Origin of the sequence: Enterovibrio sp. FF113 (assembly GCF_041439165.1) — a bacterium.
GTDB lineage: Bacteria > Pseudomonadota > Gammaproteobacteria > Enterobacterales > Vibrionaceae > Enterovibrio > Enterovibrio norvegicus_A.
On record NZ_JBGONO010000007.1, the window covers coordinates 126,633 to 140,118 of the forward strand.

Below are 13,486 nucleotides of genomic sequence, written 5' to 3' on the forward strand. Positions count from 1 at the left end.
ACTGTAAATCTGACGGCTCCGCCTTCGAAGGTTCGAATCCTTCTCCCACCACCATCATTTAAAAAGCCAGCTCATTGAGCTGGCTTTTTTCGTTTGTACTTGATGGCTGCACTTCTTGATTGACCGCCGCATTGCGCTATTTACCGATGACGCCTCTGCCATGAGGCGCCCACAAATCCTGCTCTGGCCCTTTAGGCACAATACGTGTCGGATTGATGTTAGCGTGACTGAAATAGTAGTGACGCTTGATATGATGCATGTTGACCGTGTCTGCCACCCCTTCCACTTGGTACAGCTCTTTCATATAACCAAACAAGTTAGGATACTGAGCGATCTGCTGATGGTTGCATTTAAAGTGACTCACATACACAGGATCAAAACGAACCAGTGTGGTGAATAAGCGCCAATCTGCTTCGGTGATATGATCGCCTGCCAGATATCGATGGCTCGCCAAATGTGCATCGACTTTATCTAGCGCTGCAAACAAATGATCAAACGCATCTTCGTAGGCTTCTTGCGTGGTGGCAAACCCGCTGCGATAAACGCCGTTATTGATATGTGGGTAGATATAATCGTTCCACTCATCAATCGTGCCACGAAGTGCTTCTGGGTAGTCATCGTCAGTATTGCCTGTTAGCTCGTTAAACGCCGAATTAAACATGCGGATGATTTCTGACGATTCGTTACTGACAATGGTTTGGGTTTTCTTGTCCCAAAGAACGGGGACAGTCACGCGTCCAGTGTAAAACGATTTTGCCTTGGTGTAGATTTGATGCATGAAGTTGAAGCCGAACAATGGCTCAGGTGAATCAAACACCCACCCGCTTTCAAGCATATCCGGGCTGACTATGGACACATCAATGTGTGGTTCAAGGCCTTTCAGTTTGCGGAAGATCAAGGTGCGATGTGCCCAAGGACAGGCTAACGACACGTAAAGGTGATAACGACCTGATTCGGCTTTGAAGCCTGACTCGCCCGTTGGCCCCGCTTCGCCGTCCGGCGTTACCCAAGATCGGAAACCCGCATCTTCACGGACGAATTTTCCGTTGGACGCTTTTGTGTCGTACCACACGTCATGCCAGACACCTTCAACTAACTTTCCCATCATCTCTCTCCTCAACTCATCTGCAATCAGTGTATTAAGCAAACGCAACAATGTCGGTAGCAGGAAGTTGGCAGACTTATTCGAAAAAACTGAACATCAGAAAAAAGCCCCTCGAATGAGGGGCTTAATTTAGAAAGCGTGTGGATAAAAACGGATTAAGTACGACCACCCAGCATGCTGATGTTAAAGGTCACCTTTTTTGCCGCGCTACCGTCTGGGTACATTTCATTGATTTCAATTTCATCATCATTAATGACAAATCGTATTGTCGGATCTTGAGCCTGATCTCGCCATCGTCCCTCATTTTGAGCCCAAATCGCGCGCTTCTTGTTTACTTTACAGCGCACATGCCACTTATTGTTATCATCAGGTCGTGGATAGGAAATGTAGAAAACATCGAGCCCCGTTTCTTCTTCCTTAACAACCTTGTCCGTCATCATCATGGTTGGGCTTTTTCCCTTGATGACAGCTAGGCTCGCCTTGCAAATCTGCTCTGTGGTGAAATCACCGTACTCGCTGCACCCTGCAACGAGAATAAGAGCCGATGAGACCATCGCTGTTTTTATCAGCATGCACATTTTCATTTAATGACCTCTCACCATGGGTATAAGACAAACAACACCTTGATTGCCAATAATATTGTTTTACTACAGCATAGTTGCAAATGTAAGACTCTGCGTTATGACGCATTGGATTGTGTTTTTTCCAAGGCGCTTTACACAACCACTCTGAACCATAATCAGTTACAATACGCTGCGCTCAACGTATTTCACCAAATAAAGAGTAGAACAAAGACATGAAAGTCATCTCATTTAATATCAATGGCCTACGAGCACGTCTTCACCAACTTCAAGCACTGATCGAGAAACATCAACCTGATGTGATTGGCTTGCAAGAAATCAAAGTTCACGACGAAGCCTTCCCTCTCGAAGATGTCGAAGCTATGGGTTACAAGGTCTATTTTCACGGTCAAAAAGCACACTATGGCGTGGCCATGCTGTGTAAAGAAGAACCCATCAAGGTCCAAAAAGGATTCCCGACTGACGAAGAAGATGCCCAGCGCCGAATGATTATGGCCACCTTCAAACAGGCCGATGGCAGTGAAGTGACGGTACTCAACGGTTACTTCCCGCAGGGTGAAAACATTGCGCACGAAACCAAGTACCCTGCAAAGATAAAATTTTACAGCGACTTGATGACTTACCTCAATGACGCGCACACCAACGAAGAAAACGTGATCGTGATGGGCGACATCAATATCAGCCCAATGGATTTAGATATCGGCATTGGCGAAGTGAACCGCAAGCGCTGGTTGAAAACTGGCAAATGTTCGTTCCAGCCAGAAGAACGTGAAATGCTGGCAACACTGATGAACTGGGGCTTTGTGGATACCTTCCGCCAGCAGTTCCCAGATGCCGACGACAAGTACTCATGGTTCGATTACCGCTCACGTGGCTTTGACGACAACCGTGGCCTACGCATTGATGTGGTTCTTGCAACCCCCTCTCTCGCGGCGAAATGCGTAGATACTGGCATTGATTACGAGCTTCGAGGCATTGAGAAGCCGTCCGATCACGCGCCAATTTGGGCAACCTTCGAGTAAGCGCGGAAGAGAAAGTCCTAGGAAGAGCAGGTCCTAGATCCTAAGGAAGAGCATTAGGTTACAACGCCCACAAAAAAACCGCCGATATATGGCGGTTTCTTTTTTGCTTTGGGATTTTGTTCTTTTGCTCTTCCTAGGCCCTGCTCTTAGCTTTCCAACGGTCTCAAATGCCTATGCCAGCGATGCTCTAGTCGCTTAAAGCCATAAACAATGCTGAACGTTAAGCACAGATAAATAGCCGCGACAAACAAGAACGCATCAAACGGTGCGTAGAAACGTGCGTAGATGTCTCTTGCTGCGCCTGTCAGGTCAATAATGGTGACGACGGATGCAATCGAACTGGCATGTAGCATGAAGATAACTTCGTTGCTGTAAGCCGGCAATGCACGACGAAATGAAGACGGCAAAATAATGCGACGAAGAATCGTAAAGCGCGACATGCCATACGCCTTGCCCGCTTCAATTTCACCATTCGGCGTCGCCATCATGGCGCCACGCAAAATCTCAGTCGTATAAGCCGCGGTATTCAGCACGAAAGCAAATAAGCATGGGTAGAACGCATCTTCAACAATCGCCCAAAACATGGACTGTTGAATGCCTTCAATTTTCGCCACACCATAGTAAATCAGATAAAGCTGGATCAAGAGTGGCGTTCCACGGAACACATACACATAAATCCAAACGGGACGGTTAATCCATGGGTTCTTTGACGTTCTTGCGACAGCCAACGGCACAGACAAAATAAGGCCGAGGATCAGTGACAGTACCACTAACTGAACCGTAGTGGTTAAGCCACTCCAGTAATGGACAATGGTCGTTGAGGTGAAAATCTCGTTTTGATCGAGAAAAGCATACAGTGATTCTAACATTCCGACTCTCCTTAGCCTCTTACCACACCAGCACTGAATTTACGTTCCAGTCTTTTAAGGCCTAGCTCAGAAACGGACGTGATCATCAGGTAGACAATCGCTACCGGAATAAAGAATTTAAACGGTTCGTTCACCGCGCCCGCGGCTTCTTTTGCCAAGCGCGTCATATCAGCCAAGCCAATCACGGAAACCAGCGCTGTGGTTTTCACCAAAACCAACCAGTTGTTGCCGATACCCGGCAGAGCGTGACGCATCATTTGCGGGAACATAATGCGACGAAACACCATCCAGTCACTCATGCCGTAAGCGGTGCCCGCTTCAAGTTGACCTCGATCAACCGCGAGAAACGCGCCACGAAAGGTTTCAGCCATGTATGCGCCGAATATAAAGCCGATGGTCGAAACGCCTGCGGTGAATTCATCGACGTTAAAGAAAACATCATATTCGTAGGTGTCATAGAGCCAGTCAGAAAAGTTGTTGAGCATGATCTGAACGCCGAAGAAGATCAGCAGCATCAGTACCAGGTCAGGCACGCCACGAACAACCGTGGAATACACTGTCGCCACGCCACGCGCGAAGCGGTTTTTGGAGACGCGAGCCATCGCTGTTACCAATCCAAGTAACAAAGCAATAATCGCTGAAAGCACCGCCAATTCGACGGTCAGAATAGCGCCCATAAATATGGAAGGGCCATAACCATGCAGATCTAACATCCTTTACCTCCTGCACGTAAAAAAACCGACGTCGATTGTCATCGGTCGCAAGGGAGCATATCCGGCGCCCTTTGGAACGCTCTGTATATCGTTAGCTCTGTCCGTTAACGGTATACAGGGTGTTGCTCTAACTTGAGGGCAGCATTCAACACTGAATACTCACCCTCAAGGACGATCAATTACATTTTGATGTCGTACTTAAAGTACTTGTTCATGATCTCATCATATGTACCGTTTGCTTTTACTTCAGCCAACGATGCATTGAAGATCTCAACCAAGCCTTTGTCGCGCTGACGGAACGCTGCAGCAACACCATTACCGAGTTGAATATTCTCACCAACGGTTTTGAAGTTAGCACCATCAGACGCACCCAAAATCGCAGCTTCACCAACAGGGAAGTCAATCAGTACTACGTCAAGACGACCGCCTTGCAGATCCAAAACCAGATCATCACCGGTTGTGTAGCGCTTGATTTCAGCAGTTTTGCCAAATGTGTCAGTCGCGTGGTTATCTTGGATCGTGCCACGTTGAACACCAATACGCTTACCCGCCAGTGATGCAACATCACTTGGGTTCAAAGTAGACGCTTTGGGTGCGAAGTAGCCACTTGGGGTGTTGTAGTAAGGTTCTGAAAACGCAACTTGCTTCGCACGTTCTTCAGTGATCGACATAGAAGAGAAGATCACGTCGTATTTACGTGCTTTCAAGCCAGGAATGATGCCATCCCACGCTTGCACAACCCAGCTACAGTTTAGTTTTGCGTTTTCACACACTGCATTACCTAGGTCTACTTCAAAACCTGTCAACGTGCCATCGGGTGCTTTGTATTCGAACGGTTCATAAGGTACATCCACAGCGATGCGTACATCTTTCCACTCTTTCGCTTGAACAGCTGTCGCGCCAAGTGCAGCAGTGACTGCTACAGCAACTAACCATTTTTTCATCTTTCTGTCTCCTTATGGATATTTGAACCAGATGGGGATATTCCTTTTCCATCTGTCGAATATGCGTAGCTACGCGTTAATAAATTGAAGAACGTTAGTAAATTGAAGAAATAAATTGTTTTAAACGTTCTGACTCAGGCGAGGTAAAGAGCTTTTCAGGATGCCCCTGCTCTTCTACTCGTCCTTGATGCAAGAACATCACGTGATTGGATACATCGCGAGCAAACGCCATTTCGTGGGTAACCACCAGCATGGTGCGCCCTTCTTCTGCGAGAATTTTCATCACATTGAGTACTTCACCGACCAATTCGGGGTCGAGTGCTGACGTCGGTTCATCAAATAATAGCGCTTCTGGCTCAACAGCGAGTGCGCGAGCTATTGCGGCACGTTGTTGCTGACCGCCTGACAAATGACCGGGGTAATAATCTCGGCGCTCATAAAGGCCAACACGCTGAAGGTAAGCTTCTGCGCGCTCTATGGCTTCAGCTTTCGATACACCAAGAACATGGATAGGGGCTTCGATGACGTTTTCCATGACGGTCATGTGAGACCAGAGGTTGAAACCTTGGAAAACCATGGCGAGGCGAGAGCGAATACGTTGAACTTGTTTTTCACTGACAGGAATGGCGTCACCACCGCGTCCATTCTTCATCTCGATCAGTTCACCATTGACCCAGATTTCTCCGCTGGTCGGCGTTTCAAGTAGGTTGATGCAGCGAAGAAAGGTACTCTTACCTGAACCGGAAGAACCGATAATTGAAATCACATCGCCGCGATGTGCATCCAGTGAAATTCCTTTTAAAACTTCGTGTTGACCGAACGTTTTATGTAGGTCTTTAATCTGCAGCGCTACTGCTTCCGTCATGCGCTTGACTCCTGTCATTCTGTTAGCACGTCGCTTTTCGTTGAATCTAGTTCTCAGCCGCATAAACACTGAGTTCAAACGTGATTTGAACTCAGTAATAATGACCAAAATAGTGAAGCTCGGCGATTCAATTGACAATCCTGTAATTTTCACCCGTGCTACAACACAATTCACTGCTTAAGCTCGTTTCTGTGAAAATAACACCCATCAGTTCCAACAGCAACAATTTGTTAACCTTTAAGTGGGTAAAAAATAAGTCATTTTAAATGCATAAATAAACAGAGTGAATAATTGCAATGCCATCGATTTCATTGATGGTTAGTTAAGGTTAGTGTAGGGTGTGTTTTGAGACAATACTCTTATATTTCAATATCGAGAGACATATGCTTTCCCGCTTGCTGACACTGTGTTTCGCGCTTGTCTCTTTTGCAGGTATCGCCGCGACTCACACACTAACGATCATCCCCGAGCTATCAAACGGTTTCGTGCGTAACTACAACCCTTTTCGCCCCGATAAACTGGCGACGACGCGGGATTTCATCTTTGAACCTTTGATGGTATTCGAAGACGATGTCACTCACTATCGCTTGGCCAAAAGCTACGCCCTGTCGCCTGACTTAAAGGGGATTACATTGACCCTAAGAGACGGTATTCAGTGGTCTGATGGTGTTTCCTTCTCTGCGGATGATGTTGTCTTCAGTTTGTCACTGCTCAAAAACGAACCAGAACTGGATTACAATTCACTCGGCGAGTGGATCGAACGTGTCGAAAAACGTGGTGAAAATGAGGTATACGTCTCGTTAACTCGCCCAAACGCGCAAATTGCGCTGCGTCTGCAAGAGGCGATTATCGTTCCGGAGCACCAATGGAAGGATATTAGGGACAAACGCTATTACCTCAATGCCATGCCTGTGGGTAGTGGCCCTTTTACCGATATTCGTGCATTTAGCAGTAACAACGTCGTGCAGTGCCGCAATCCCAATTATTGGCAACAAGATGCGCTTAAGATCGACTGTATTCGGTATCCATTGGTGCGTACCAATGACGAACTGATCTCTCGCTTAAGTAATGGTGAGTTTGATTGGGCAAGTGCGTTTATTCCTGATATTGAGCGAAATTACTCGTCGTATTCTCCTGACTATCACTACCACCATAAGCCGTCGACCATTGTCAGCCTGCTTTTTAATTTCAACCACCCCGATCCTGAAACACGCAACGTTATTCAAGATGTCAGATTTCGTCGCGCCATCTCCATGAGTCTAGCGCGCGACCTGATCATCGATATTGCGGTATTTGGTCAAGGCGAAAAGGCGGCATTTGCCAGTGGGTTAGAGTCTAAATTTGACGATTGGATTGTGAACTCAGCGGCAGAACAGCACCTGTACTACATTCGCTTTCACCCAAATACCGCTGCACGTCTTCTTGATGAAATGGGCCTCAAAGACACCAATGACGATGGATTTCGTGAGCTGCCCTCTGGCGCCCCACTCTCACTGAGTCTTATCGCACCATCAGGTTGGAGTGACTTCACCTCTGCCGCCAATATCACGGCAGAAATGTTGAATGCCATTGGTATAAAAATCGATAGCCAAGCACTGCCTTTTTCAAAATACACGGAGCAAATGGCAGAAGCCCGTTATGACATGAGCATAACGAACTACTTTTCAGGCATGACGCCTTTTCGCTATCTCAATTCTGCGTTCAACAGTCGCTACCAAACGCCGTTAGACCCCCGCTTTGCGCAGCACTACTTTCGTGATGAAGAAATCAACCAACTGCTCGATGCATTTTTGCTCGAAACCACGCAAGAAGGGCAACGAAAAGTGATTAACCGCCTCCACTTGCTCATCTCAGAACAACAGGTGACCGTGCCTCTTTATTACAAGTTGGAGACGGTGGAATTTACAAAAAACCGATTTAAAGGGTGGCGCAGACATGCCGATGGTACACCCAACGTTCCACCTATTTGGTACACAGAAAGGCTGCGTCTGATTCAGCTATTGGCACTCGAACCAGTTGACGGCGAGTAGCGAGCTACTCCGTCGTTGACTCGTTCGTCATTAAATCTAACGTTTTTAGCCAAACATCAGCGTCGCTTGCGGGGTCAAGTTCTCGCAGGGTTTCATACGCCGAACGAGCCAATGACAATTGGTTGGATTTCATCGCGCTATAGCCCAGAATTTCCCATAAAAAGGCATCTCGATACCCTCCCATATCAATCGCCTGTTGCGACAACATGGCAGCATCTGACCAGCGTTGTAGTTCCGAGGCGACACGAGATTGTGCTTTAAGCAGATAAAGTTCCGGCTCTTCTTTATTAAGTACTGACGCCACTTCCCATGCTAATGACCATTGTCCAGCCTGCATGTGATATTGCAATTTACGCCTTAATACGTCTCGACTAGTACCGACCTGCTCTTTTTGAATGCCTTGATTGAGAAAGCCCATCGCTTGCACCGGCTCACCGAGCATGCTGGCAAATTGCGCCATATCGAGATAATCCGCCTCACTCAGCGCTGACCCTTTCTTTTGCTCAGATTTCAAGATTGAAAGTGCCTGACGCACCTCACCCAAACTGGCATAGGCCATGGCTTGTTTTTGCTGCCAACGAAATTCGTCACCAAACTTCTGCTGAATAATTCGCGTTGTATTCACCAAAGCGCGGTGTTGCTTAAGCTGTTCCTCACTGAGCGCTTTGATCTGCCAGATAAACTCAGGCACATCAGCATAACGCGCAATAATCGCGTTGCTTTGTTTTAAGGCTTCACGGTAGTTTTTCTGTGTGAATAAGGCTCGCGTGTATAACTGTGCAACGGGCTGAAACGGCGGAAATTCATCGAGATAGGTACGACCATAGCTGACAGCCATGTCTGACCTATCCCTTTTCATCGACAAAGACACTAATGCACCTAATGTATCCTGTCGCAAACTGGCAGGTAACTTTCGGTACTCAATGGCTTTTGTATATGCAACATAGGCGCGGTCATAATTGCCTTCATGTAAATAGATAAAACCAAGCAGACGTTGATGAAGCGCTTCTTGTTCCTCGTTATCAGCCACAATGGCTTTTGCGAGATCTGCGGCATCACTGAAATTATCTTGAGACAATAACTGTTCAATGCGGTTCAGGTGATTGGAGAAGTCAGGATCGCTGGCCTGTACTGGAAAAATCACACTGAATAGGAGGATGCCGGCGCCAAATAATTTCATATCCCTCAGCCATTAACGATTTGATATCTCGACTATAACGTAATTTGGACAACTGCTGGCTAACTGAGCGTCTATTTTTTGCAAGTACGTAGCAATATTTTGACATTATGAGTATATACTCCCAGCCCCTCTGTGAGATTGAGAACCCCATGAAAACCTATATCCCTGGCAAAGATGCCGCACTGGAAGAGTCGATCAATCGTTTTGAATCCAAGCTAACCGCTGCGGGATTTAACGTTGAACCTGTTTCCTGGCTAAACCCTGTCCCTAACGTTTGGTCTGTTCATATTCGTGACGTTGACGCACCAATGAACTTTACTAACGGCAAAGGTGCCAGCAAAAAAGCCGCGTTAGCGTCTGCGCTGGGGGAATATTTCGAGCGTTTGTCGTGCAACTATTTCTATGCCGATTTCTATCTTGGCAAAGAGATCGCTGACTCTTCGTTTGTTCACTACCCGAACGAGAAATGGTTCCCGCTCACTGACGACGACAGCCTACCAGAAGGTCTGTTAGATCAACCGATGTCTGCGTTCTATGATCCAGACCAAATGCTAACTTGTTCAGATCTCATTGATCTTCAATCGGCCAATGAAGATCGCGGTATCTGCGCATTGCCGTTCGCACGTCAGAAAGATCAACAAACCGTTTATGTACCCATGAACATCATCGGCAACTTGTACGTGTCAAATGGCATGTCAGCAGGTAACACGCAAACAGAAGCGCGCAGCCAAGCATTGTCCGAAGTCTTCGAACGCGCCATTAAAAACCGTATTATTTCGCAGCGTCTGAGCATGCCGGAGATCCCTGCTGAAGTACTGGCTCAATACCCGTCTATTCAAGCGTCTATTGATGCGATGGTTGCCGAAGGCTTCCCTATCGTTGTGTACGACGCGTCCATGGGCGGCAACTACCCCGTTGTTTGCGTCACGCTGTTTAACCCGCATAACGGCACTTGTTTTACGTCATGGGGGGCACACCCTCGCTTCCAAGTGGCACTAGAGCGCACTGTGACAGAGCTATTGCAAGGCCGCAGCCTGAAAGATCTCGATGTGTTCGAAGCGCCATCTTTCCACGATGAAGATGTGGCTGATCACCACAACCTGGAAACGCATTTTATTGATTCATCAGGCACTGTGTCTTGGGACATGTTCAAAGACACGCCAGATTACGCATTTGCAGAATGGAACTTTGAGGGAACCTCGCAAGAAGAAGTGGATTGGCTGCTAGCAAAACTGCACGCTGAAGACGCCGACGCTTATATTGCCGATTACGACCACTTGGGCGTGAACTGCTGCCGCATCATCGTACCGGGCTGGTCTGAAATCTACCCACCGGAAGAAGTGCAGCTTTGCAACAACAACCGTGGCACCGATTTGCGTGATGCTTTAGGCATGCTGCTAGCGACGGAATACAGCGATGACGCCTGTGAATTCTTGTTCGATGTGCTAGAAATGGCGGATTTCGACGACAGCTACATGGTATGTGAGCTGATGGGTATTGCGCCGGACGCAGGCACCATTTGGAAATCACTCACCATTGGCGAACTGAAATGCTTATTGGCATTGGCGATGGGCGATTTGGAATCAACACAAGACTTCGCCGTATGGAGCTTGGATTACAACGCCACGATTTACAGCCAAGAGCGCTCAGTGTTTATGCGCTGTTTGATTGCAAGCCTAGAACTTGCGCAAGACAAAGAGCGCGACCCTGTTGAATACCGACGCGCATTTGGCTTCACCTATGGTGACAGCGTGACAGAAGCCGTTTGGCAGTCCATCACTGGCGATATTCGCTTTTATGGCTTGACCGCGCCGGAAGCGTCGCTCACCGAATTCGGTGCGCATCAGAAGCTACTGGGCTCTTACCATAAGCTTCAAAAAGCAAAAGCTGCCGCGCAAGACTAACACCCAATAGACGGTTACACGCCCACATGGTGATTCGTCATGTGGGCGTTTTTTTGCAATATGGTTGTCGGTGAGCATCGATTGTTGATGTCATCCGCTTATAAATGATCCCCCCTTAAGAAAGGAACAACTTAAGACGTTTGGTTTTTGAGAAAAAATGATATGCGTCCGAAATTCATTCATTGAGGCTGGTTGCCCCCGATGTTTCTCTGTAAAAACACGTTGATTCACACATTTCTGTAGCACGCATCACACTCCACCTTTGGTAATTTTATTTCAGTTTCGCATCCAAATAGACAGATTTAGTCGTAAATACGACCATTTGATTGCTATTTGACCAATCCCCTTCTGCCTGGCGTGTAATTTATTTTCACGAAAATGATCTAAATCAAGTTGGCCGAGAAGAGGTTTGTTAATATTCATGTTACGAATTTTGGCTCCCGGCTTTTGCCCGTTTCACACCTTATTTCAAGGGTGAAACATTTGCTGAACAAGGCGAGAGCGTAACCAGTTCTGTTTGCTTTTGTACGTAGAGGACTTTATGTCAACCCAAGCCCCATCAGAGCAAATCGGTGATCAGGCGCAAAGCGAGTATCAAGCTAAGCACCGTCCCGCTTCGGAGTTCGCAACGCGTTCAGATTACCTGGACCACGAACTTCAAATCATGAACCCACGCCGTTGGAAACTTAACCTTCCTGGCCGTGATTTCCGTTTCGAACTCGAAGATTTAGTTCCAGCTCTTGCAGGCACTATCGGCATTATCGCAATGTACTCAGCGGTAATGATGTCTTGGGCCGATGGCCTGACACAAGCTTGGGACCACATCAACCTCGGTAAAGAATTCGCCATCGAAGTCGCACGTGTTGAGATGCTTATCCCAGCGCTGCTTTTCTGTATCTTGGCATCTGGCTTTATTAACCCTCGTGCAAACCTTGCTGGTAACCACGGCCCAATGATCCCGTTGATCGGAACCATTGCGCTGGCAGGCGCTCACCCCCTCGCTTTAGCATTACTTCTTGGTGTGTTTGGCCTGACGTTGAGTTACTTCAAGGGCGGTTCAAAACTGGTCAACCTCACCAGTGAAGGTGTAGCAGGTGGTCTGCTTGTCTTCCTTGGTTTTACCGGTGCAATGAGCCAAATCAGTGACATTCAATCTTGGGCCAAGGGCTTAGAGTCAGCGTCAGTGGCTAAAGGCAGCATGGGCTATATCGGTCTGGTTGTCCTTGCCGTAAACGTCATTCTTTACGCATTGCTAGCGCGTATCGGCAAACGTTGGTTGGCCATTCCTGCTTGTGCGGTATTGGGCTTAATTACTGCATTGGCCATGGGCGCAGGCTTTGACCTGACGTTCACAACCGAAATGGGTCTGCCTAACCTGAACCCTGTTTATTGGTGGGGAAGCACTGAGCAAGGTTGGATGCTGGGTCTGCCGAATCTGCAGCACTTTATTGCATCATTGCCATTTGCCATTCTTGCTGTTGCTATGTGGTCACCAGACTTCTTGGGTCACCGTATCTTCCAAGAGTTGAACTACCCGAGAAAAACCGAAAAAGTACTGATGGACGTAGATGACACCATGACCACTTGTTCACTACGTCAGATCGTAGGTACAGCGGTAGGTGGCGGTAACATCACTTCATCTTGGGGTACTTACATGATCCCAGCAGCCATTGCGAAACGCCCAATTCCAGCGGGTGCAATTTTGCTTGGCTCACTGTGCATCATTATTGCCATCCTTGGCTTCCCTATGGACGTTGCAGTATGGCCACCAGTGATGCGTATCGCGCTACTGGTTGGTGTATTCCTGCCATTGCTTGAAGCTGGCGTTCAGATGATTCGTGAAACCAAAGATTCACAATCAGCCGGTATCTGTATCTTCGCTGCCATGGTTGCGAACCCAGTACTAGCATGGGCACTGGCAATGCTGTTGGACAACAACGGTCTCATCGGTGACAAAGAGCGTGCGAAGAAACTGTCTTTTGTAGACCGTATCGTGATTCCTGGTTCAGTATTAGTTATCTGTCTGGTTGCTATGCTGGCGGTTGGTATGCTCGAAGATCAGTTCGGTATTCCAGCACTGATGTAATTATTGATTTGGGCAGCCGCTTTGGCTGCCCAAATTACTATCCATACAAGGCTAAGAAAGCGTAAAATCAAGCTCGTTTAATTAAGCGTTTTTGCTTTTACAGTTTTTAATGATCGCGTACTGACCACTGTCTCCACAGTGGAGCGGCATTCAAACCGCTAAGTACTTGTTTTCTTCTACTAAAAAG

Annotated in this window: 11 protein-coding genes; 4 read left to right on the plus strand and 7 right to left on the minus strand. The window is 47.4% G+C overall.

All coding sequences use genetic code 11. The features are described 5' to 3' along the window. Window positions 1-136: 136 nt before the first annotated feature. Window positions 137-1,105: a glutathione S-transferase family protein gene (locus ACED36_RS07510; protein WP_017007102.1), complete on the minus strand. Its 969-nt coding sequence runs from the start codon at window positions 1,103-1,105 to the stop codon at window positions 137-139. A gap of 155 nt (window positions 1,106-1,260) precedes the next feature. Then, window positions 1,261-1,677, minus strand: coding sequence for a hypothetical protein (locus tag ACED36_RS07515; RefSeq protein WP_017004746.1), 417 nt, complete (start codon window positions 1,675-1,677; stop codon window positions 1,261-1,263). 224 nt (window positions 1,678-1,901) lie between these two features. On the opposite strand from ACED36_RS07515, the gene xthA reads away from it, so the two are divergent. Beyond that, a complete protein-coding gene (gene xthA / locus ACED36_RS07520) occupies window positions 1,902-2,708 on the plus strand; it encodes an exodeoxyribonuclease III (RefSeq protein ID WP_371733025.1) in 807 nt (268 codons plus the stop codon). 146 nt (window positions 2,709-2,854) lie between these two features. On the opposite strand, the gene ACED36_RS07525 is transcribed toward xthA, so the two are convergent. From ACED36_RS07525 to ACED36_RS07540, 4 genes are all read right to left on the minus strand, one after another. After that, the gene (locus tag ACED36_RS07525) at window positions 2,855-3,577 is read right to left on the minus strand and encodes an ABC transporter permease (protein WP_016958489.1); all 723 of its coding nucleotides are present in this window, start codon (window positions 3,575-3,577) and stop codon (window positions 2,855-2,857) included. Window positions 3,578-3,588: 11 nt separating this feature from the next. Further along, entirely contained in the window at window positions 3,589-4,290 is a 702-nt protein-coding gene (locus ACED36_RS07530; RefSeq protein ID WP_017004744.1) for an ABC transporter permease, read from the minus strand. A 179-nt stretch (window positions 4,291-4,469) separates the two neighbouring features. Beyond that, window positions 4,470-5,234, minus strand: coding sequence for a transporter substrate-binding domain-containing protein (locus ACED36_RS07535; RefSeq protein WP_016958491.1), 765 nt, complete (start codon window positions 5,232-5,234; stop codon window positions 4,470-4,472). Between the two features lie 94 nt (window positions 5,235-5,328). Further along, window positions 5,329-6,099: an ABC transporter ATP-binding protein gene (locus ACED36_RS07540; RefSeq protein WP_016958492.1), complete on the minus strand. Its 771-nt coding sequence runs from the start codon at window positions 6,097-6,099 to the stop codon at window positions 5,329-5,331. Window positions 6,100-6,482: 383 nt separating this feature from the next. Here ACED36_RS07540 and ACED36_RS07545 point away from each other — a divergent pair, with 383 nt between their 5' ends. Further along, window positions 6,483-8,129 carry an ABC transporter substrate-binding protein gene (locus ACED36_RS07545; protein WP_017006290.1) on the plus strand — a complete coding sequence of 549 codons (1,647 nt, stop codon included), beginning with the start codon at window positions 6,483-6,485 and terminating at the stop codon, window positions 8,127-8,129. A 4-nt stretch (window positions 8,130-8,133) separates the two neighbouring features. Here the strand turns inward: ACED36_RS07545 and ACED36_RS07550 are convergent, their stop codons facing one another. Continuing rightward, window positions 8,134-9,309, minus strand: coding sequence for a hypothetical protein (locus ACED36_RS07550; RefSeq protein WP_371733026.1), 1,176 nt, complete (start codon window positions 9,307-9,309; stop codon window positions 8,134-8,136). A 149-nt stretch (window positions 9,310-9,458) separates the two neighbouring features. Here ACED36_RS07550 and ycaO point away from each other — a divergent pair, with 149 nt between their 5' ends. Beyond that, the gene (gene ycaO / locus ACED36_RS07555; RefSeq protein ID WP_016958495.1) at window positions 9,459-11,213 is read left to right on the plus strand and encodes a 30S ribosomal protein S12 methylthiotransferase accessory factor YcaO; all 1,755 of its coding nucleotides are present in this window, start codon (window positions 9,459-9,461) and stop codon (window positions 11,211-11,213) included. Window positions 11,214-11,754: 541 nt separating this feature from the next. Continuing rightward, window positions 11,755-13,299, plus strand: a complete 1,545-nt coding sequence (locus ACED36_RS07560; RefSeq protein ID WP_016958496.1) for a DUF3360 family protein — start codon at window positions 11,755-11,757, stop codon at window positions 13,297-13,299. The last annotated feature ends 187 nt before the right edge of the window (window positions 13,300-13,486 follow it).

What these genes read in the sequence shown, in the direction of transcription:
- ACED36_RS07545 (WP_017006290.1), top strand. Translation starts at nt 6,483, where the DNA reads ATGCTTTCCCGCTTGCTGACACTGTGTTTCGCGCTTGTCTCTTTTGCA.
- ACED36_RS07510 (WP_017007102.1), bottom strand. Translation starts at nt 1,105, where the DNA reads ATGGGAAAGTTAGTTGAAGGTGTCTGGCATGACGTGTGGTACGACACA.
- ACED36_RS07515 (WP_017004746.1), bottom strand. Translation starts at nt 1,677, where the DNA reads ATGCTGATAAAAACAGCGATGGTCTCATCGGCTCTTATTCTCGTTGCA.
- ACED36_RS07535 (WP_016958491.1), bottom strand. Translation starts at nt 5,234, where the DNA reads ATGAAAAAATGGTTAGTTGCTGTAGCAGTCACTGCTGCACTTGGCGCG.
- ycaO (WP_016958495.1), top strand. Translation starts at nt 9,459, where the DNA reads ATGAAAACCTATATCCCTGGCAAAGATGCCGCACTGGAAGAGTCGATC.
- ACED36_RS07540 (WP_016958492.1), bottom strand. Translation starts at nt 6,099, where the DNA reads ATGACGGAAGCAGTAGCGCTGCAGATTAAAGACCTACATAAAACGTTC.
- ACED36_RS07530 (WP_017004744.1), bottom strand. Translation starts at nt 4,290, where the DNA reads ATGTTAGATCTGCATGGTTATGGCCCTTCCATATTTATGGGCGCTATT.
- ACED36_RS07560 (WP_016958496.1), top strand. Translation starts at nt 11,755, where the DNA reads ATGTCAACCCAAGCCCCATCAGAGCAAATCGGTGATCAGGCGCAAAGC.
- xthA (WP_371733025.1), top strand. Translation starts at nt 1,902, where the DNA reads ATGAAAGTCATCTCATTTAATATCAATGGCCTACGAGCACGTCTTCAC.
- ACED36_RS07525 (WP_016958489.1), bottom strand. Translation starts at nt 3,577, where the DNA reads ATGTTAGAATCACTGTATGCTTTTCTCGATCAAAACGAGATTTTCACC.
- ACED36_RS07550 (WP_371733026.1), bottom strand. Translation starts at nt 9,309, where the DNA reads ATGAAATTATTTGGCGCCGGCATCCTCCTATTCAGTGTGATTTTTCCA.